Here is a 21,066-nt window from a genome sequence, read left to right on the forward strand (position 1 = left end):
CTTGACAACCGAGCATGTTTACTCGTTACCCAAATCGTGCAGACTGCGAAAAGCTGATGAATTTCGCGCTGTACTGAGACATCGGACTGTGTTCGAAAGCCTTTCTTTGCGATTGCATATAAAGCTGAAGCCGATCAACGACGGTTATGCGCGCATCGGCTTAATCGTAGCCAAAAAGATCGAGCGGAAAGCTGTCAGAAGAAACCGCATCAAACGATTGATCAGAGAGGCATTTCGCAAGCATAGACAGGTGATTCAAGGTACGGATTGCGTCATGCAGCTACGGCGTTCTGTGGAACCGTCAGATTCTGCGCGCATCTATCAGGAAGCTGTAACGCTGTTACATAAAGCAGCCAGGCAATTATGAAGCAACTGATTATTGGCCTTATTAAACTCTACCAATACAGCATCGGCCTCCTGATTCCACCTTCCTGCAGGTTTTACCCAACCTGCTCGAATTATATGCGGGAAGCGTTGACAAAACATGGCTTGATAAAAGGATTATGGCTGGGTACAAGGCGGATACTCCGCTGCCACCCCTGGAATCCGGGCGGCTATGACCCTATCCCATAAAACAGCCAACACGCCCATAATAACCAACTTATCTATCACATTCTTAAAGCGTTTTTACTAAAACTTTTCCGCATCCCCGAGCTTCAAAAAATGGACAATAAAAAAATCGTACTGCTTATCATTTTTTCGACATCGCTGCTGTTTTTATGGGATGCATGGGTAAAAGAACAGGAAAAGTTCAACGCCCCTCCACCCGTTGTAGCTCAGGCTAATTCCGCAGCCGGAGTCACACAGTCAAAAAATAACGACGGCCTTCCTATTCCAGGCAGTGAACTCACAGCATCACAAACAGGATCGGATCTGGACGGGATACCTTCAAGTGGAGATACAGCTGATTCGGTTACCCCACGCCTGTTGCCTTCAGGCGAACAAATACGTGTCGTCACCGACAAGGTCATTGCAGAAATCGACACGATGGGAGGCGATTTACGGCGACTGGAACTACTGCAACAACCTTCTCCTGAAGACGAGAACGTACCTTACTCTCTATTGCATAGCGAAGCTTCGCGTACCTATGTCGCACAATCCGGTCTGGTAGGCGAGGGATTGCCTAACCATAAAACGGTTTATCAGGTGGAATCAGGCATACGCAACTACGAACTGACTGCCGGCGAGGATAAAGTTGTCATCCGCCTGCTGGCACCTGAAACTCAGGGAGTTCAGGTTATAAAAACCTACACCTTTCACCGCGACAGCTACGTAATCGACATCGGCTTCGAGATAGCAAACAAGAGCGATGCCACAATCCGTCCGTTTGCTTATTTCCAGATGTTGCGTGACGACACTCCGCCACCAGCACACACCATGATGATTCGCAGTTTTCTGGGGGCTGCTGTTTACACTGACGAAGAGAAATATCAGAAAATTCCGTTTGATGACCTGGACAAAGGCAAGACAGATTATCCGGCCAATGCGAACAATGGCTGGATCGCCATGCTGGAACACTATTTCCTGACTGCCTGGTTGCCGCCACAACAAACACCACGCGAATATTTTGCCAAGCGACAAAGCGATAATCTCTATACAGCCGGGGTAATTGTTCCGGCCGGAGTTATCACTGCTGGTGAAACTGTTACAACCACCATGCCACTTTATGCAGGTCCGGAAGAGCAAGATAGGCTTGCTGAACTAGCTCCGGGGCTGGAGCTTACTGTTGATTACGGCTGGCTGACCATGATCGCCAAGCCATTATTCCGTTTACTTTCTTTCTACCATTCGTGGACAGGAAACTGGGGAATAGCAATTATCCTTCTGACCATAACCGTCAAGCTGCTGTTCTTCCCGCTATCTGCGGCCGGCTACCGATCCATGGCAAAATTACGCTTGGTAACGCCCAAGTTGAAGCGTATTCAGGATCAATACAAGGGTGATCGGCAGCGCATGCATCAGGCGATGATGGATTTTTATAAAACAGAAAAAATCAACCCAATGGGGGGGTGTTTTCCCATACTGGTGCAAATCCCGGTTTTTATTGCGCTGTACTGGACAATACTTGCAGCAGTAGAACTGCGTTACGCTCCTTTTGCACTGTGGATCACTGATTTATCTTCTCCAGATCCCAAATACCTGCTGCCGGTTCTGCTGGGCATTTCCATGTTTATACAGACCAGGCTTAATCCGACCCCAACAGATCCAATCCAGGCAAAAATAATGCAAATTATGCCTGTTGCCTTCAGTGCCATTTTCTTCTTCTTCCCGGCCGGTCTTGTTCTTTATTCCCTGGTCAATAATATTCTGTCAATCGCGCAGCAATGGAAGATTACAAAAATGTACGGGACTGCCCCCAGTCAAGACGCTCCTGAATCACCCGCTAGTAAAGATGCTCCTGAACTACCCGTCAGTAACCAGGTTATTAACGATTCAGAAAATACAGAAGCACCTGCCAGTGGTCCGGCTGATAGTCCTAAAAAACCTGTTAACATTCCGAGAAGAATGCACAAAAGAACGAGAAAGAAATAAATATTTATAACTTCAACTGCTCTGTGTCCCTTTTGATAAAGAAGGTATGCAACGCCCTGCCACCTCCTTGGTGAAGAATAATGACACCATTGCAGCAATCGCCACACCACCTGGCCGTGGCGGCATTGGAATAGTCCGGATTTCAGGGACAAATCTAGAACAGCTTGCCCAGACAATCCTGGGCAAGCTTCCTGATCCACGTCACGCCGGTTTATTCAACTTTCTTGATCAAAACAATCAAGTTATTGATCAGGGAATCGTGCTGTATTTCCCTTCCCCCAACTCCTATACCGGAGAAGACGTACTGGAGCTGCACGGACATGGCGGCCCCGCTGTTATGAACCTGCTGTTGACCCGCTGCCTTCAACTGGGTGCTCGCCTAGCGGAACCGGGTGAATTTACACTGCGCGCTTTTCTCAACGAAAAACTTGATCTTGCACAAGCTGAAGGAGTAGCCGACCTGATAGAAGCCAGCACTGCCAATGCCGCACGTTGTGCAGTGCGCTCATTACATGGGGAATTCTCATCGGCGATTCATCAGCTTGTAAGCGCGCTGATTGATTTGCGTGTGCTGGTCGAAGCAACGCTCGATTTCCCGGAAGAAGAGATTGATTTTCTTCAGTCTGCCCATGCCGTGGAACAGCTGGCTTCAATCCAGACAAAACTGGAACAAGTATTGTCCGCATCCCGTCGGGGAAATTTATTACAGGAAGGGATCAAAGTCGTACTGACAGGCCAGCCCAATGTGGGCAAATCCAGCTTACTGAATCGACTTGCTGGAGACGAGATAGCTATCGTCACCGAGATACCCGGTACAACAAGGGATACCATTCGGCAATCGATCGAAATTGAAGGAATACCACTGCATTTGATTGACACCGCAGGATTGAGAGAAACCAGCGATATCGTTGAACAACATGGGATTGCCCGTGCCTACGCTGCAATTGAACAGGCCGATCTGGTATTACTATTGGTTGACGGCCGCTATGGCGTGACCAAGGAAGATCACTCTGTACTGGCTCGTTTGCCGAAAGAACTGCCAGTATTGACTGTACACAACAAAATTGATTTATCCGGACAGCTCTCTCGCATAGAAGAAGATACTTCAGGAACAGCTATCTATCTTTCAGTAAAAAGCGGTGAAGGCATAGAGCTGCTACGAACAGTACTGCTTAAAACTGTTGGCTGGCAGACCAACATTGCTGGAGAAGGTGCTTACATGGCTCGCCAGCGGCATTTGCAAGCATTGCTGCATGCAAAAGAATTACTGAAAAGAGCAGAAACCTGGTTGCACACTGCAGATCAGTTAGAAATACTTGCTGAAGAACTTCGCCTTGCGCAACAAGCCCTGTCATCTATTACTGGCGAATTCACAAGCGATGATCTACTGGGTGAAATTTTTTCCAATTTCTGTATTGGAAAATAAACTGGATAAAAAACTGCAATACATGCTTCTACAAAAATTCAATAAATTGTGACTTGTCAGTGGCAAACGAATATGGGTTCAGGATATTCTTAATAGAGATAGAAATCTGGTGGGTAATAAAGCACGATTGCTTCCAATACCTTGATTTTATTTGGCAAGCTATTTATTAAAGAGTAAAATTGCGACTGGTTAAGTATATGGATTAATTACAAGCAGGAGAAAGTAAATGGCTGTAACAACCGATCAAAAAAGCCAGGTTATACTGGATTATCAGAGAGTAGCAGGAGACACCGGTTCGCCAGAGGTACAGGTGGCTATATTGACAACGCGAATCAATAGCCTGATTGATCATTTCAAGGAACATGTCAAAGATCACCACTCCCGTCGCGGCCTGTTGCGTATGGTTAGTCGGCGACGCAAACTATTGGATTATCTGAAATCTAGAAATAGTGACAATTACCGGATCCTGATCGAACGCCTGGGTTTAAGAAAATAAAAAAATCATGTGGTAGTTAATCGTACTGCACTCCACAAATTATCGCAGATGATTGCAAAGCTGCAGATGAATCTGGTCAGTCGTCTGCACTCTAATTTGAATAACCCTGATCGATTTGCACTTAAATATAATTGTGCAGTCGATCTTGGGCATGATTTGATCAAAGAAGGATTATTAATTGAAACCGATAAAAAAAAGCATAACTTACGGACACCATACGCTCACCATTGAAACTGGAGAAATTGCGAAACAGGCACATGGTGCTGTCATGGTTTCCATGGATGACACGGTTGTGCTGGTTACAGTAGTAGGAGATAAAAAAACCAAACCTGGACAGGATTTTTTCCCGCTCACAGTTGATTATCAGGAAAAATTTTATTCTGCCGGGCGCATTCCAGGAAGCTTCTTTAAACGTGAAGGTCGTCCTTCTGAAAAGGAAATACTAACATCCCGGCTGATTGATCGGCCGATACGTCCGCTCTTCCCCGATGGTTTTTACAATGAGGTACAAGTCATCGCAATGGTATTGTCATCAGATGCTGAAATCGATGCTGACATTCCTGCAACGATCGGCGCATCTGCGGCACTGATACTCTCCGGTATCCCATTTGATGGGCCTATCGGTGCAGCACGCGTAGGTTATATTGACAACGAATATGTCCTTAATCCAACCACTACCCAGCTCAATAAATCGCAACTCAATCTCGTAGTGGCAGGCACCCAAAAAGCTGTGCTGATGGTTGAGTCAGAAGCTAATGAACTCTCCGAAGATGTCATGCTCGGAGCAGTAACCTATGGCCATGATCAAATGCAGCAGGTGATCAACATGATCAATGAACTGGCTGATGAGACTGGTGTAACCGCATGGGATTGGCAACCGGCAGAAAAAGATCATTCACTGATTGAAAAAATTACTCAACTGGCTGAAGCGGATTTGCGCGATGCATTCCGGCTGAAACAAAAATCGGTCAGAACAGAAGCAATTAGTGAAATCTGGCAACGTGTATTTACCGAATTGAAAGCAGGTACTGAGGAAGGCCCCAGTGAGCAAACGATCAAGGAAATCGGTTTTGCGCTTGAAGCCAAAATTGTGCGTAACAGCATCCTTGATGGTGAATCCCGCATTGACGGCCGCGGAACACGTACAGTTAGACCAATTACCATTCGCCATGGCGTATTACCACGTACTCATGGTTCAGCACTGTTCACACGAGGTGAGACGCAGGCTTTGGTAGTGACCACACTGGGAACTGCCCGAGATGAGCAGAAAATTGATGCACTCCAAGGGGATTATTCCGAACGTTTCATGCTGCATTACAACATGCCTCCTTTTGCCACGGGTGAAACCGGAAGAGTGGGATCACCCAAGCGGCGTGAAATTGGCCACGGACGATTGGCCAAGCGTGCTCTGCTTGCTGTCCTGCCGCCAGTAGAAGAATTCGGCTATGCGATGCGGGTAGTCTCTGAAGTTACGGAATCAAATGGTTCAAGTTCGATGGCTTCTGTCTGCGGAGGTTGTCTTGCACTGATGGATGCAGGAGCTCCTCTGAAAGCTCATGTCGCTGGTATTGCTATGGGGCTGATCAAGGAAGGCAATCGATTTGCCGTACTGACTGATATCCTTGGTGATGAAGATCATCTGGGCGATATGGATTTTAAGGTCGCAGGGACTGAAGAGGGTATCACTGCATTACAAATGGATATAAAAATCCAGGGAATCACGAAAGAAATCATGCAGGTAGCCTTACTTCAAGCAAAAGAAGGGCGACTCCATATTCTGGATATCATGAAACAATCTCTCCCAATAGCAAGAGATAGCGTATCGGTTCACGCACCACGTATTATCAAATTCAAAATTAATCCTGAAAAAATACGTGATGTGATCGGTAAAGGCGGGGCAGTTATTCGCGCACTGACCGAGGAAACCGGAACCACTATCGATATCTCCGATGATGGTTCTGTGACAATTGCCAGCATCAGCAATGAAGGTGGGGAACAGGCGAAAAGGCGTATCGAAAATATTACTGCAGATGTTGAGGTTGGCAAGATTTATGAGGGAACAGTACTCAAATTGCTTGATTTCGGTGCTATTGTCAGCATTCTTCCTGGAAAAGATGGTCTGCTCCACATCTCGCAAATTGCCAATGAACGAGTCGAAAGCGTTGCTGACCACCTCAAGGAAGGCCAGATTATTCGGGTCAAAGTACTGGAAGCAGACGATAAAGGTCGGTTACGACTCAGCATGAAGGCAGCCAGCACAGAAGCAGCAGCCACTCCTGAAAACGGTGAAAAATAAGCTGGTGTTATCCGTTTAATAAATCACAATCTGTCTCCACTTCGTAATGTTCTCCGGAGACCATGTTTATTTCAATCAAGAAATAGCACCTCCGGAGAAATCTTCCCCATTTTTTAATTCATTAATTTGGTTGGCTTGTACCGTACCAATGCGGAAGAAGGCTTGCAACAGCTCCCACTGCATGCATCCGAATAAAAGATACATCAGGTTCTATCTGGTCATATCACAAGAATAAGGTATGAATATTTATCTTGTTATCAATTTTATCGACCATGCAAGTAGTATCATACAAAAGTAAGCATCAGCCATATCTTCAACAGGTTTGTTTGTTCACAATCCTGTTGTATTTTAGCCAAGCGTAAAAAATTAAGGCATAATAAATTTTTATACATTCAAGGTTTAAAAAGGTAATGGCATGTCGCCACACTTAAATTTCCATCTCCAGATACTCGGAATCGTTACATCTATACTGCCTCGGCTAACTGCAATATCCTATTTCAAAAATAGAAGGGCTATTTCAACCAGGCCAAATCGTCGTCAAACACCTGTTCTGCTGTTATGTTCGAGCTTGTTAATAACATCTTGCGCCATGGGCCCTGACTATTCACGCCCTCAGATCGATACCACAGAAAAATTTCGTCTGTCTCAAACAGAGGGGCGGTCCATTGCCAATCTTCCTTGGTGGGAGCTGCTCCGGGATGAAAAGCTGCAATTGCTGATTGATCAAGCCTTGGCCGAAAACAAGGATCTCAAGCAAGCAGCAGCTAGTGTTGAAGAACTTCAGGCGCGCTTGGGTATTACACAGATGGACTTCATTCCGAACATTACCATCGATGGGAATGCGCCGATAGAAACCTTAGGAGGATTCAGCCGCAAAGGATTTCCGACACCCTATAACTATTTCGGACAAACCATTTTGAACTGGGAATTGGATATCTGGGGCAGAATCCGCCGCTCCAATGAGGCCGCTCGGGCAGATCTGCTGGCACGCGAAGAAAATCGTCGAGCCGTTGTTCTGACGTTAGTAAGCTCAGTAGCACAATCCTATTTCGATCTTTTGCAATTTGATACGCAACTAAAAATTGCCCATCACGCATTAACTTCATGGGAAGAATCTGTCGCCATCTCCAGTGCGCAACTGGAAGGTGGATTGACTACCCGGCTTGATCTGGATCAGTTTGAAGCAGAGCGTGCTGCAGCTGCTGCCCAGGTGGCAGAGCTGGAAAGACAGATTGCACAAAAAGAAAATGAGCTTAGCGTGCTGGCGGGCAGAACCCCCGCGCCGGTAGCACGAGGATACTCACTGAGCGGACAATCCACCCCTCCCGATATTCCACCCGGCCTGCCTTCTGAATTACTGCAACGGCGCCCTGATATTTTACAGGCAGAACAAACGCTGAAAGCAGCAATTGCTAGAATCGGAGTCGCCAAGGCCACGCGCTTTCCCAGAATAACGCTGACAGGATTTTTTGGATTTTCCAGCCCGGCACTGGCAAGTCTGCTGGATTCTGACAGTAAATTTGGCGCTGCTGGATTCGGGCTTGCGGGACCACTGCTAAATGCACAAACACTCGGATACGAACAACGTGCTGCAGAAGCACAGGCAAAACAGGCATTGGCACAGTACGAACAAACCATCCTGGTAGCGTTCAAGGAAGTTGAAGATGCACTAGCAGCCATTCGAACAGCAAATGATCAGTACAAAGCCAAACAGAAACAGGTTGAAGCATTAAGTTCGGCTTTACAGATAGCAAATTTGCGCTATCAGGGCGGAATTACAAGCTACGTTGATGTGTTGCTTACAAAGCGAAAATTATTTGATGCCGAATCTGCACTTGTGATCGCTCGCCATTTACATCTAGTTTCTGTCGTCCAACTTTACAAAGCACTGGGTGGAGGCTGGCTCGCTGATGGTACCGATGTACCACTGCCAATATCAACCGGGCTGCTGCGCAACAACTGAAATAAACTATAAATAGTACTTTCATGACTTTTATCCCAACTTAAGAATATCTTTTGATTATTTCTTCAGAGCTATCGAGAATAACATTATGTATCAAACGCTTCGTCAAACAACCACGCAAGCCAATGCGGTTATAACAAGTTTCTTGTTGCTCCTTGCTCTTCTGGCCGGTTGCTCAAAATCATCCACTGATTCTCCTCCTCCTGCTCCGCAGGTTGAAGTCATCACTGTCACCACTCGTACAATTGCGGAAGAACCTGAATTCATTGGCCAAACCGAATCTTTCCGGCCGGTTGAAATTCGTTCACAGGTAAATGGCGTTATCAAAAAGATATTCTTTATCGAAGGCCGAAATATCAGAAAAGGTGACAAGCTGTACTTGATTGATCCAACACCCTTCAAAGCAGCCTATCTGGGTAGCAAAGCAATGGTTGCCCAGGCACGTGCCCGATTGGAGCAAGCCAACAAGGATCTTGCCCGGGTGCAACCCCTGCTGAAACAAAAAGCAGTCAGCCAAAAAGATGTTGACGATGCTATCGCAGAAGTACGTAGTGCAAAAGCAACTCTGGATACGGCACAGAACGACGTAATCAAGGCCAAATTTGACCTGGATAACACGCTCATCACCGCTCCGGTAGAAGGCCGGATCAACCGCAGTCAATTTTACGAGGGGCGTCTGATCGAAGCCCAAACCGATCTACTGACCACCATTGATCAGCTAGACCCCATGTATGTCAACGTAAATGTTCCGGAAAGTTATTTGCTGCGCCTTCGCCGCGAACTTTCCGAGCACAAACTTGAAAGACCTGAAAGTATTTTCCAGTTGCGCGGTGTAATGACTTTCTCTGATGGCAGTATTTATCCGGAAGAAGGGCTACTGGATTTTCAAGATATTGTAATACGACCCGAAACTGGCATGCTGCTAGGACGCTTCGCGTTTCCCAACCCTGCTAGTAAGAATGCTCCCGGAGAAGCTCATTTCTATCCAGGCCAGTTTGTTAAAGTTCGTATTAAAGGTTACAGCAGAGCAGATGCCATTCTGATTCCTCAGCGTGCCGTGCAACAACGACCAAGCGGCTCGTTCGTTTATATCATCAATGAAGGAAAGGTTGAACTCCGCCCGGTACTGGCCAGCGCATGGCGCGGCAGTGAATGGCTGATTGAAAGCGGCCTGCGCACGGGAGAACAAGTGGTTGTAGAAGGGATTCACAGAATCCATCCGGGAATCCAAGTAAACCCTGTTCCCTACCAGAGAGAAGAAAGCCAGACTTCCTCAAGCAACCATCCAGAATAAACCGCGTAAGGCGTGCCATGAATTCTCGTTTTTTTATTGAACGACCGATTTTTGCATCGGTACTATCCATCATCATTGTTATTGTCGGCCTGGTTTCCTTAAGAGATCTCCCGATCGCCCAATTTCCTGAGATTACGCCACCTGTCGTACAAATTGATGCGGATTATCCCGGTGCCAGTGCGGATGTAGTGGCGGAAGCCGTTGCGCGCCCGATAGAAGTGCAGCTTCCTGGTATCGATAATCTTCTGTATTACGAATCCACCAGCACAAATGATGGCCACATGACAATGAGGCTCACGTTCGAAATCGGAACGGATGTCGATATTGCACAAGTACAAACTCAAAATCGGCAAAAACTGGCCGAACCGCAACTGCCTGATGAAGTTATCCGGCAAGGTATAACGGTCAAGAAAACCTCACCTGATCTATTGCTGGTAGTTGCACTGAGCTCTACTGACCCCGCTCACGACACCATATTTCTGTCGAATTATGCTCTGCTCAGGGTACTCGATAATATCAAACGACTTCCCGGTGTTGGAGATGCTTCAATCTTCGGTGGTCAAAATTACTCCATGCGGCTGATTCTCGATCCTATCCGGATGGCACAACTTAATTTCACGCCGAGTGATATCGTCGCTGCCGTTCGTGAACAGAATCGTGATTTTCCTGCAGGTCGGATCGGCCGTGAACCTGTAATCAATGAAACCGAGCTCACTATTCCCGTTATGACCAAAGGACGGATGAGCGAGGTAAAAGAATTTGAAGATATGATCATCCGGGCTTACCCGGATGGCTCTATGGTGCGATTGAAAGACGTCGCACAAGTAGAGTTGGGAGCACAATCCTATGATCTGCAAGCCCGACAGAACGGGCGGCCAAATACTTTCCTGCTGACTTATCTCTCGCCTGGTGCCAACGCACTTGAAACAGCACAGCGTATCCGTAATGAAATGGATCGACTTGCTAAAGACTTTCCTCCCGGTGCATCCTATGATGTTCCTTACGACACCACTACATTCATTGAAGTTTCTATCTATGAAGTTGTAAAAACCCTGGCAGAAGCCTTGCTGCTGGTTGTACTGGTTGTTTTCATCTTTTTACAAAGCTGGCGTGCCACGCTGATACCGGCTATTGCTGCACCTATTTCCCTTATTGGTACATTTATCGGAATGGAGGCGTTGGGATTCTCGGTCAATACGCTCACCCTGTTTGGCATGGTGCTTTCCATCGGTATCGTGGTGGATGATGCGATTGTTGTGGTAGAAAACGTCGAGCGCCATATAACCAATGGTCTCACGCCCAAGAATGCTGCAATAAAAGCCATGCAGGAGTTATTCGGAGCACTGATTGCTATTGTTTTGGTGCTTGCTTCGGTATTCTTGCCCGTCGCATTTCTGGGAGGTATCACCGGCGAACTGTACAAACAATTTGCCATCACCATTGCATTGTCAGTCATGATTTCCGGATTCGTCGCACTGACACTGAGCCCTGCCTTATGCGCCTTGGTACTCAAACCCGGCCATGATTCTCCTAATAGATTCTGGAAAATTTTCAACCGAACGTTTGATTGGGCGCAGACTCGTTACGTCAGTATGGCCGGCACAATCATAAAAAAGTCGGTACTATCAATCTTCGTTTTTTTAATAGCAATATTTTTTGCTGTCAGTTTATTCAAAACAGTGCCGGGAGGCTTCCTTCCAGAAGAAGATCAGGGCTATTTTATTACGATAGTACAGCTGCCAGATGGCGCTTCCATTTCCCGTACCAAGAAGGTTCTGGAAAAAATAGAGAATTATTTTCTGTCAAATCCAGCTGTTCATTCAACTGATGCAATGGCTGGTATGAACTTTGTCTTCAGCAGCCGTGGTCCGAATCACGCTACGATGTTCGTGCCGTTGCATCACTGGGATACTCGAAAAAATTCCGATGAGCAAGTTCAAAGCCTGATTGCCAACGCCTTTGGTGAATTTGCAAAAATTCCTGAAGCATTAGTGCTTGCCTTTAACGCACCTTCAATCCGTGGACTAGGTGCTACCGGCGGCTTCTCAATCCAATTGCAGGATCCAAGTGGAGGAGATTTTTCAGAGTTTGCCGAAACAACACAGGTATTCGTAAACAAAGCCATGGAACACCCGGCTATAGGAATGGCCGGCACCAATTTTCGTGTCAGCGCTCCCAGGCTATATGCCCATGTAGATCGCGAGCGCGCCAAAGCTTTAGGCGTACCCATATCTGATGTCTTCGATACGATGCAAGCATATTTTGGCAACTTGTATGTGAATGACTTTATCAAGTTTGGCCGCGTCTACCGGGTACAAACCGAAGCACCGCCTGAGTATCGATCCAGCCCGAACGATATCAGCAATATTTACGTCCGCGCTCAATCGGGAACAACTAGCACAATGATTCCACTTGATTCTATAGTGACCGCCGAGTTCAACAGTGGTCCGGATCCAGTTACCCATTTCAACGGATTCAACTCCGCACTCGTGCTAGGCAGTGCAGCGCCAGGCTATAGTTCCGGACAGGCTCTGGATGCACTGCAAGAAGTGGCCAATGAAGTACTGGTGCCGAAGGGCTATACCATCGACTGGAGCGGAATTACTTATCAGGAAAAGAAGGCAGCCAGTGGACAAAAAATATGGATACTTTCCTTTGCCCTGCTTATGGTATTTCTGGTGTTGGCAGCCCTGTATGAAAGCTGGTCTATTCCGTTTGCTGTGATTCTGGCAGTGCCTTTCGGTATATTAGGAGCATTGCTAGCCATCTGGACGCGCGGACTGACTGATGATATTTATTTTCAGGTCGGGTTAATTACCCTGATCGGATTATCTGCCAAAAACGCCATCCTTATTGTAGAGTTCGCCAATGATCTGTATGCCAACGGTGCATCACTGACCGAAGCCGCTCTGGAAGCAGCCCGGGTTCGCTTCCGCCCGATCATCATGACCTCCATGGCCTTTATCATGGGGGTATCCCCACTTGTGATCTCATCCGGCGCAGGGGCCGCCAGTCGTATCGCTATTGGTACAACTGTACTAGGAGGCATGTTGGCAGCCACTTTCCTCGCTATATTTTTCGTGCCACTCTTTTTCGTATTAATCGGAAAAATCACACATCGAACCAGACGCCCCATTCCTGAAGTTGTACAGGTTGAAACTGGGAATCAGACAACCCTCACTGATAACCAGAAAAATACTAATGATAACTGATAGCCTACCCATCCCAAACCTGCGTAAGAATTATCTCGCTGCACGAGGAGCTGAAAACAATACTGATACCCAAAACCGGGATAAAGAGGAACCTACAATAATGCTGTTGGAATGGATCCACCGGCATGCCCTAACGCTTGATAAAGAATTGAAAGACTTACAATATTTATTTACAGACAAATCCATTACTCACGATTCCCATGGGTAATGGATGCAAAACAATGGCTTGATTACAATCGGTGTGTAGCTGGTATCCATCAAAGTGATTTTCAGGCGTCAGGAGGTGAGAGCCCTTCCTTGACAACCTCCAGCCCGGCACCACATTGCCAACATAGTTGAAAATTACTCGGATTTTCCTCACCACACTGCAAGCAGAAAACACTATCAGTTACTTGTGGGGCCTGTTCATAGGCCGCAACAATCGCTCGCCCGCGATCATAGTCAAGATCACGTACTACCCAAACTTCCGGATAAGCATGGGTAAACGGAATTTCTCCTACCCCTCCCTGCGCATACTCATTGAACAACCTGGATGGAATATAAGCATTAGCCAGAAAATCTTGGATAATATGGGCCTCCAACAAATTATTAGCTGTATAAAGTTTTTTCATGCGACAAATTGTTATCCAACGCCCGAAATCATCGGCGTAAACTTGTGTAACGGGCGGGCATCGGCTGGATTACGTTGTTAGCTGCCGGAGCGTAATCGATTGCACCATCCGGTATAAGATCGGCAAAATAGAATCCATCACGCTCTACTACTTCGCCGACGCTTGCACAGAGTGACTCCTGGAACATCGGCCCTGCAAGGACGCACGTGTGAAACTCTCCGTTTTCGCCACATGGATCAACACTCTCCGGCAAATCGTTCAGAAAGGTATGATCGAATATCCGGCCAACGAATGATGGTGAAAGTTGCTTCGGATCAACGCACGTCACCACAGCGACGACCTCGGCATCAATCATACGATGCGCCAGAGAATCAGTGGGTTGATGCCAGATAGGAAACAATGGTTGAAGACCAGAGCCTTCGAGCTGCTTGACGCGGTACGCACGAATATCTGCCAGAAACAGATCACCAAAGGCGATATGCGTTGCGCCGCTCTCAACAGCACTTTTGACAGCGTCGTGCATCTTGCACTCATACACTTCATTGGAACACGGCCACGGCAACGGAATGATATACAGCGGAAGTCCAACCGCACGAGCTTGCGCCTCGGCGAGCGCGAGCCGAGTTGAGTGCATTGCAACCCGCTCGTATGTAGTATTAACAGTCGTCAGGAGGCCGATAACCTCTACCTCCGGATCTTGCCGCAGTACATGCAACGACCAGGCACTGTCCTTACCGGTACTCCAGGAGAGAAAGACACGTTGCTTCATTGACCAATGCCCTATCGTTTCAGGTGCTAACACTCAAGATATAATCGGCACAGCTCGCCTCGCGTAGTTAGATGACATTATGCCAGCCGCTTGCGGGCACCGGCTGGATTGAATCGTTATGCATTTCTTGACCTCGATAAACCATTTGGGTTGCATCGCATCGAAGTCCTGGCGGATATTGGAAGGCAGATAACTGGCCGAATCCAGCACAAAAAGTTGATCATTCACGCGCTTGAACACAACCCAGTGCCAGAAGTTTTTACCTTCTTCTTGATCATGCTTGATAGACAGCATACGCCGTACATACTGAGTATCCGACCACAGTGATTTGGCTACCCATCGCATTGGTGATAGAGCCTTCATCTCTAAATAGGTTTCCCCACCCAAGAATTGGCAACTGACGCAATTCCACATCCGGTAGTTTCTTCCTGTACGACTGGCTTGAGCACTGAATCACCCTTAATACATAACGCAATGTACAAAACAACTTATCCAATAAAACTTGTACAGATATTTGTATACGATATATCTTCAACTTAGTTGATGCTACGAACAATTTAATAAGTTTAACGCAAGTTCTTGTTCTCGGAATCAACCATATTTCTTGCGATTGCGACGACGACGACTATGTGCACGTCGCGCTTCTTCCTCGGTCAAAGGTGGCGCTTTTTTGCCAGCATAAGGATTATGGCCTGTCCTGAACTCCACTCGTAGCGGAGTGCCCTTTAACTCGAACACGTCTCTGAAGGTATTTTCGAGATAGCGGCGATAGGTTTGGGGAACATGATCAAGCATCGAGCCATGCACAATAATCAGTGGGGGGTTTTCCCCTCCCTGGTGCGCATAGCGCAGTTTTGGCCGTGATACTCCACCGCGTGGCGGCTGTTGCTTGGCAACAGCCGCCAACATGACGCGCGTCAGCTTAGGTGTCGGGATATGCGCCATGGCTGCAGTGTAGGCAGCATCAACCGAAGGCATCAATGCTTTCACTCCATTACCGTACAGAGCGGAAATATAATGCAGGTTGGCAAAATTCAGAAAGGCAAGCTTACGTTCAAACTCTCGTTTGGTGGTATCACGCTGGTAGTCATCCATGCCATCCCATTTGTTGATTGCAATAACCAGTGCACGACCAGTTTCCAGTATGAATCCGGCAATATGTGCATCCTGTTCAGAGATACCGCTTTGCGCATCCAGCACCAGGACAACCACGTTGGCAGCTTCGATCGATTGCAAGGTCTTGACCACCGAGAATTTTTCCACGGTTTCCCAAACCTTGCCTGATCGGCGCAAACCTGCCGTATCGATCAATGTATAGCGGCGTTGGCCATATTCAAAATCAATATAAATACTGTCCCTGGTAGTACCTGGTTGATCAAAGGCAATCATCCGTTCTTCACCCAAAAGTGTATTGATCAGTGTGGATTTGCCAACATTCGGGCGGCCAGCAATGGCAATGACGGGGTGCTTTTCCTGACCAGGCTCGGCTTTGATATCTTCTGCATACGGATAATCTTCCAGTGCAAAATCAATCAGCTCACCGAGATGTTCTCCATGCAAAGCTGAAACAACACAAGGTGTGCCCAGTCCCAATTCATGGAATTCAACTGCTGCTGTTGAATAAGGCATCCCTTCGGCTTTATTGACGACGAGTATTATTTTTCGGCCAGTTTTACGCAGCTGATCTGCAATGATTTTGTCTTGTGAAGCCAGTCCTTGACGGCCATCGACGATAAACAGCACAACATCGGCCTCATCTACAGCCTGCAGGGTTTGTCTGGCCATGGCATGCAGGATGCCAGATTTGACTACAGGCTCAAAACCGCCGGTATCCACCACGAGATAGGGTTTTAGACCCAGCCTGCCGTGGCCATAGTGACGGTCACGTGTCAATCCGGGAATATCTGCCACAATCGCATCACGACTGCGAGTCAGACGGTTGAATAATGTCGATTTTCCGACATTCGGACGCCCAACCAGTACGAGAGTGGGTTTCATGATAAAGGAGATATGAAAAATGCTTTACCCGGAAAGCATAGAAAAATCCGGTTATTGCAAGGAAAAAGCGAAAACACCGCCTTTGAGTGTTTGTACTACAAAGCCATCCGGTAGATATTCAGCACGCGACAAAATTATGCCTCCATCCGTGGGTGAACGGGCAAGCAGGGAGCCATCCTGACGGTTGATCAGAGTAACAAACCCTTGATCATCCCCGACCACCAGCCGGTTACCTCTGACGATCATCAAGCCAGAGAGCTTCCGGCTGCCCAGCTTTCCACGCTTCCAGACGGCCGTACCACTACTTTTGTCGTAAGCAGCGACGATTCCATGTTCTTCGCTGATGTATACGTGATGGTTATCAATCACCATCCCCATGCTGCTTGACGCATCTCTCGCCCAAATCTGATTACCACTGGAAATTTCGAAGCAGGCAGCACGTCCGCGATAAGCCACTGCGCACACCTGGTTTTCATCGACAATCGGCAGACTGCTGATATCAGTCATACGTTCCAGCTCGGTAACACCATGCGGTTGTGAAACAGTTTCTTCCCAGCCTACATTACCGGTAAGCAAATCCAGCGCAATTAATTTCCCGCCGGGAAATCCGGCAAAGACAGCACCCCGGGTAATTGATACTCCGACAAAACTTCTGACTGTCAGCGGCGGTGTGACACTTTGATAGCTCCAGATACGTTTTCCATCCGTTGCATTCAGACCAAATAATTTACTGTCACCGGTACGCACGACTACAATGCCACTGTCTGTCTTTGGCGGGCTCAAGACTTCACCAGGAACCCGGGATTGCCACAAGGCGTTACCCGCCTCATCAAATGCCAGCACTTCACCCTTGTAGGTTCCGAGCAGAATCATTCCTCCGCCAGCACCGACTCCTCCAGAAAGCTGGGATTTAGTCTCTACACGCCAGATCTCGCGACCTGTCACCGGGTCGAGTTTGACCAAACGCCCATCTTCATCAGCAACGTAAAGGGCTCCGTTATCGTAGACCGGCAAAAAAACTGCAGTTTTACTTTCTGCCAGCTTGACCTGCCAGAGCGGGTTGATCGGGGCCAATGTCTGTAGCGCAGCAATCTCGGCTTCATCGATTTCAACCTCATCTTCTTCACTACTGAAAAGATCAGTTAAATGTCCCCCTCCCAGTTCGCTCAAATTTGCGCAACCGCTTAGCAAGATCAGTAAAGAAAGGATACAGACACGCAGTGTCCGGCTGCCTGCATGAAAAACATAATCAAGGATCAATAACAGAATATTTCCAGCCACTATTAACGTTCTCTCAATGCATCCAGTTTCATCTGTACCACATTTCGGTAGGCACCCTGCGTATCCAGGCTGTCCAGTGCCTTCTGATAGGCTGCACGTGCTTCATCTATTTTCCCGGAAGCAGCCAGCGCATCTCCCCGCAAATCTGCATAGAGCCCGGTAAAAGAAGCACCATGCTGTGCGTTCAACAGTGACAGTGCCTGATCATATTTACCCTCATCCACTAGCACATTTGCCAGTCGTATCCGGGCAAGATCTTTCACTTCGGGTTCTTCGGTATGATCAAGCACCCATTGCAGCATATCTCTGGCAGACTGGTTATTACCTGCCTGCACTGCAGAATGGGCAGCAATCAGCGCTGCACGCGAGGCATAGCCACTCCCGGGAAAACCTTGGATGAGCAGCTGCGCTGCATCTGTTATCTTTTCAAACTTACTTCCCTTTTCGACCTGTTGCTGGAGAACGGTATATAAATCAGCCGCCTGTCTAGCCTGCTCGCCCTTGTAATGATTCCATAGCCGGGTACCCACCACTACTGCTGCAAAAACAACTATAGTAAGCAATAACGTTGCGCCATTAGCAGACCACCAGGCCTTCAGCCGATCTATTTTTTCCTGTTCTTCAAAGTTGTATGCAGACATTATTTCTTACCTTCCATCTTCATTAAATATTTTCCAGAAACACGGCGACTTTCATCAAATCAATTTTGACTTGCTCCACTGCCTCACGTAATGACTTGATACTGACCTGCCCGGTTGCAGCCTCATCGTCCCCGATGATAGCGGCAAACCGTGCGCCACTGGCATCAGCTTTTTTCATCTGAACCTTGAAGCTTCCCCCGCCGCTATGTAGCACAACCTTGAAGCCTGCATCCCGCAAGGATTCTGCGACTTTCCAGGAAAACCCAGCTGCAATATCTCCTTGATGAACAACATAAACATCAGGAACAGTGTGTATTTCAGCAGCCACATCAGTTTCACTGATCAGAGACAGTATCCGTTCTATTCCCATCGCAAAACCGCATGCCGGAGCTGGTTTGCCACCAATCTGCGCAATCAGTCCGTCATATCGTCCACCTGCACAGATGGTTCCCTGAGCCCCTAATTTGTCAGTCACCCATTCGAACACCGTGCGGTTATAGTAATCCAGCCCTCTGACCAGACGGTGATTGATTTCAAAACTGATCCCCTGGTTACGCAAAATCCGCTGCAGTGCGTCAAAATGAATAAGTGAATCTTCATCCAGATCATCGAACAGATGGGGTGCACCTTCCAATATTTCACGCATGCCCGGATTTTTACTGTCAAGAATACGCAACGGGTTGGTTTTCAATCGCCGGCGTGCATCTTCATCAAGCTCATCGTAAAATTTTTCCAAATAGCTGATCAGGCGCGCACGATAAATCAAACGTGATTCAATGCTGCCAAGCGTGCTGATTTCAAGGCGCACATCCGGAATACCCAGCAAACGCCACAGCCGCGCGCACATAATGATGAGTTCTGCATCGATATCCGGGCCAACAAATCCGAGTGCTTCCACACCAACCTGATGAAACTGGCGATAACGCCCCTTCTGTGGGCGTTCATGCCGAAACATCGGGCCGCTGTAGTACAGGCGTTGGGGTCCGGAATACAGCAGATTATGCTCAATCACTGCACGTACACAGGAAGCTGTTCCTTCTGGACGCAATGTCAGATTTTCGCCATTGAGTTGATCAATGAACGAGTACATCTCTTTCTCGACGATATCAGTGACTTCCCCAATTGAACGGACGAACAAATCAGTCTGCTCAACAATAGGGGTTCGTAAATTACGATAACCGTAGGCAGCCAGCCACGTGCGGATCGTATCTTCGAAAAACCCCCACAAATCACTTTCATCAGGCAGGATGTCGTTCATCCCGCGTACTGCCCTGATTGCTTCAGGCATTAGCTACTTTTTTCCGGTATTTGGTGCGCACGTATTCATCAACGATTACACGGAATTCGCCAGCGATGTTGTCGCCTTTCAAGGTAACGGTCTTTTGACCATCCACGAAAACCGGTGCCACCGGAGTTTCACCTGATCCGGGCAAACTGATACCAATATTGGCATGCTTGCTTTCACCTGGTCCGTTGACCACACATCCCATAACTGCCAGCGACATATTCTCGACACCTTCATATTGTTCGCGCCAGATGATCATTTGCTCGCGCACATAGATCTGAATACTTTCGGCAAGTTCTTGGAAATAGGTACTGGTTGTGCGCCCGCATCCCGGACAGGATGCCACCAGCGGAACAAACGCGCGCAACCCCATTGTCTGCAGGATTTCCTGAGCGACGATAACTTCACGCGCGCGATCTCCGCCCGGCTCTGGCGTCAGGGAGATACGAATCGTATCGCCAATTCCCTTGAACAAAAGCACCGCCAGTGCTGCTGTCGAAGCAACAATACCCTTTGACCCCATGCCGGCTTCAGTCAACCCCAGATGCAGTGCATAATCGCACTGCGCAGCCAACTCCCCATAAACCGCAATCAGATCTTGCACACCGCTAACCTTGCATGACAGCACGATGTGATCCCGACCCAAGCCCAGTTCTTCTGCCCTGGCCGCACTTTCCAACGCAGAGGTGATAAGTGCCTTGTGCATGACCTGTGAAGCACCTAACGGGTCTGGAGAACGCGCATTTTCATCCATGATCCGCGCCAGCATCTCCGGATCGAGACTACCCCAATTCACCCCGATACGAACTGGTTTGTCATATTTGCAGGCCATTTCAATCAGTATGGAGAACTGTTCGTCTCGCTTTTTCCCATGACCCACGTTTCCCGGGTTAATACGGTATTTGGCCAGCGCCTTTGCGCATTCCGGATAAGCAGTCAGCAACTTGTGTCCATTGAAATGGAAATCACCCACCAGCGGAACATGGCAATCCATATCATCCAGCCGCGCGCGGATTGCGGGAACTGTTCGCGCTGCCTCCATGGAATTGACGGTAATTCTGACAAGTTCGGAACCGGCACGCGCAAGCTGTTCAACCTGCTGGACAGTCGCCAGCTCATCAGCAGTATCGGTATTGGTCATTGATTGCACAACAATCGGTGCACCACCACCAATCATCACCGAACCCACTTTGACACCCACACACTTTCGGCGCGGGGCAGGTACGTTATTAGAAGACATGGTTAACACTCGGATCTCAGAA

The 21,066-nt window shown here is 47.8% G+C and carries 17 protein-coding genes; 9 read left to right on the top strand and 8 right to left on the bottom strand.

Going from position 1 to position 21,066, the window contains the following annotated elements; translation table 11 throughout:
* Position 1 precedes the first annotated feature (1 nt).
* From rnpA to ABF86_RS07115, 9 genes are all read left to right on the top strand, one after another.
* A complete protein-coding gene (gene rnpA, locus ABF86_RS07075) occupies positions 2–367 on the top strand; it encodes a ribonuclease P protein component (protein ID WP_074684953.1) in 366 nt (121 codons plus the stop codon).
* Positions 364–573 (top strand): membrane protein insertion efficiency factor YidD, encoded by a 210-nt coding sequence (gene yidD / locus ABF86_RS07080; protein WP_011635172.1) that lies wholly within the window; start codon positions 364–366, stop codon positions 571–573. Before rnpA ends, yidD begins: the two co-directional genes overlap by 4 nt.
* A 90-nt stretch (positions 574–663) precedes the next feature.
* Positions 664–2,532 (top strand): membrane protein insertase YidC, encoded by a 1,869-nt coding sequence (yidC, locus tag ABF86_RS07085; protein ID WP_074684954.1) that lies wholly within the window; start codon positions 664–666, stop codon positions 2,530–2,532.
* Positions 2,533–2,602: 70 nt separating this feature from the next.
* On the top strand, positions 2,603–3,958 hold the full coding sequence (gene mnmE / locus ABF86_RS07090) for a tRNA uridine-5-carboxymethylaminomethyl(34) synthesis GTPase MnmE (RefSeq protein WP_041353850.1): 1,356 nt from the start codon (positions 2,603–2,605) through the stop codon (positions 3,956–3,958).
* 226 nt (positions 3,959–4,184) lie between these two features.
* A complete protein-coding gene (rpsO, locus tag ABF86_RS07095) occupies positions 4,185–4,454 on the top strand; it encodes a 30S ribosomal protein S15 (protein WP_011635175.1) in 270 nt (89 codons plus the stop codon).
* A 178-nt stretch (positions 4,455–4,632) separates the two neighbouring features.
* Positions 4,633–6,750 carry a polyribonucleotide nucleotidyltransferase gene (gene pnp, locus ABF86_RS07100; RefSeq protein WP_011635176.1) on the top strand — a complete coding sequence of 706 codons (2,118 nt, stop codon included), beginning with the start codon at positions 4,633–4,635 and terminating at the stop codon, positions 6,748–6,750.
* A gap of 415 nt (positions 6,751–7,165) precedes the next feature.
* Positions 7,166–8,713, top strand: coding sequence for an efflux transporter outer membrane subunit (locus ABF86_RS07105; RefSeq protein WP_143032845.1), 1,548 nt, complete (start codon positions 7,166–7,168; stop codon positions 8,711–8,713).
* A gap of 88 nt (positions 8,714–8,801) precedes the next feature.
* Positions 8,802–10,007 (top strand): efflux RND transporter periplasmic adaptor subunit, encoded by a 1,206-nt coding sequence (locus tag ABF86_RS07110; protein WP_074455933.1) that lies wholly within the window; start codon positions 8,802–8,804, stop codon positions 10,005–10,007.
* Positions 10,008–10,024: 17 nt separating this feature from the next.
* Positions 10,025–13,219 carry a multidrug efflux RND transporter permease subunit gene (locus tag ABF86_RS07115; RefSeq protein WP_011635179.1) on the top strand — a complete coding sequence of 1,065 codons (3,195 nt, stop codon included), beginning with the start codon at positions 10,025–10,027 and terminating at the stop codon, positions 13,217–13,219.
* Between the two features lie 269 nt (positions 13,220–13,488).
* Here the strand turns inward: ABF86_RS07115 and ABF86_RS07120 are convergent, their stop codons facing one another.
* The 8 genes from ABF86_RS07120 to ispG form a co-directional block, all read right to left on the bottom strand.
* Complete coding sequence (locus tag ABF86_RS07120; protein WP_074684957.1) at positions 13,489–13,830, bottom strand: DUF2007 domain-containing protein; 342 nt, start codon at positions 13,828–13,830, stop codon at positions 13,489–13,491.
* A gap of 28 nt (positions 13,831–13,858) precedes the next feature.
* Positions 13,859–14,599, bottom strand: a complete 741-nt coding sequence (locus ABF86_RS07125; RefSeq protein ID WP_074684958.1) for an ATP-binding protein — start codon at positions 14,597–14,599, stop codon at positions 13,859–13,861.
* A gap of 33 nt (positions 14,600–14,632) precedes the next feature.
* On the bottom strand, positions 14,633–14,962 hold the full coding sequence (locus ABF86_RS07130; protein WP_204987576.1) for a hypothetical protein: 330 nt from the start codon (positions 14,960–14,962) through the stop codon (positions 14,633–14,635).
* 228 nt (positions 14,963–15,190) lie between these two features.
* A complete protein-coding gene (der, locus tag ABF86_RS07135; protein ID WP_074684960.1) occupies positions 15,191–16,597 on the bottom strand; it encodes a ribosome biogenesis GTPase Der in 1,407 nt (468 codons plus the stop codon).
* A gap of 51 nt (positions 16,598–16,648) precedes the next feature.
* Positions 16,649–17,878: an outer membrane protein assembly factor BamB gene (gene bamB / locus ABF86_RS07140; protein WP_074456213.1), complete on the bottom strand. Its 1,230-nt coding sequence runs from the start codon at positions 17,876–17,878 to the stop codon at positions 16,649–16,651.
* A gap of 2 nt (positions 17,879–17,880) precedes the next feature.
* Complete coding sequence (locus ABF86_RS07145; RefSeq protein ID WP_074684961.1) at positions 17,881–18,519, bottom strand: tetratricopeptide repeat protein; 639 nt, start codon at positions 18,517–18,519, stop codon at positions 17,881–17,883.
* Between the two features lie 22 nt (positions 18,520–18,541).
* Positions 18,542–19,807: a histidine--tRNA ligase gene (hisS, locus tag ABF86_RS07150; protein WP_074684962.1), complete on the bottom strand. Its 1,266-nt coding sequence runs from the start codon at positions 19,805–19,807 to the stop codon at positions 18,542–18,544.
* The gene (gene ispG, locus ABF86_RS07155; RefSeq protein ID WP_011635187.1) at positions 19,800–21,044 is read right to left on the bottom strand and encodes a flavodoxin-dependent (E)-4-hydroxy-3-methylbut-2-enyl-diphosphate synthase; all 1,245 of its coding nucleotides are present in this window, start codon (positions 21,042–21,044) and stop codon (positions 19,800–19,802) included. Before ispG ends, hisS begins: the two co-directional genes overlap by 8 nt.
* Positions 21,045–21,066: the final 22 nt, after the last annotated feature.

Origin of the sequence: Nitrosomonas sp. GH22 (genome assembly GCF_009833115.1) — a bacterium.
Classification (GTDB): domain Bacteria; phylum Pseudomonadota; class Gammaproteobacteria; order Burkholderiales; family Nitrosomonadaceae; genus Nitrosomonas; species Nitrosomonas eutropha.

Coding starts and splice junctions, on each gene's coding strand:
- yidD (WP_011635172.1), top strand. CDS start 364: ATGAAGCAACTGATTATTGGCCTTATTAAACTCTACCAATACAGCATC.
- yidC (WP_074684954.1), top strand. CDS start 664: ATGGACAATAAAAAAATCGTACTGCTTATCATTTTTTCGACATCGCTG.
- rpsO (WP_011635175.1), top strand. CDS start 4,185: ATGGCTGTAACAACCGATCAAAAAAGCCAGGTTATACTGGATTATCAG.
- ABF86_RS07105 (WP_143032845.1), top strand. CDS start 7,166: ATGTCGCCACACTTAAATTTCCATCTCCAGATACTCGGAATCGTTACA.
- ABF86_RS07110 (WP_074455933.1), top strand. CDS start 8,802: ATGTATCAAACGCTTCGTCAAACAACCACGCAAGCCAATGCGGTTATA.
- ABF86_RS07115 (WP_011635179.1), top strand. CDS start 10,025: ATGAATTCTCGTTTTTTTATTGAACGACCGATTTTTGCATCGGTACTA.
- ABF86_RS07120 (WP_074684957.1), bottom strand. CDS start 13,830: ATGAAAAAACTTTATACAGCTAATAATTTGTTGGAGGCCCATATTATC.
- ABF86_RS07125 (WP_074684958.1), bottom strand. CDS start 14,599: ATGAAGCAACGTGTCTTTCTCTCCTGGAGTACCGGTAAGGACAGTGCC.
- ABF86_RS07130 (WP_204987576.1), bottom strand. CDS start 14,962: ATGAAGGCTCTATCACCAATGCGATGGGTAGCCAAATCACTGTGGTCG.
- der (WP_074684960.1), bottom strand. CDS start 16,597: ATGAAACCCACTCTCGTACTGGTTGGGCGTCCGAATGTCGGAAAATCG.
- ABF86_RS07145 (WP_074684961.1), bottom strand. CDS start 18,519: ATGTCTGCATACAACTTTGAAGAACAGGAAAAAATAGATCGGCTGAAG.
- hisS (WP_074684962.1), bottom strand. CDS start 19,807: ATGCCTGAAGCAATCAGGGCAGTACGCGGGATGAACGACATCCTGCCT.
- ispG (WP_011635187.1), bottom strand. CDS start 21,044: ATGTCTTCTAATAACGTACCTGCCCCGCGCCGAAAGTGTGTGGGTGTC.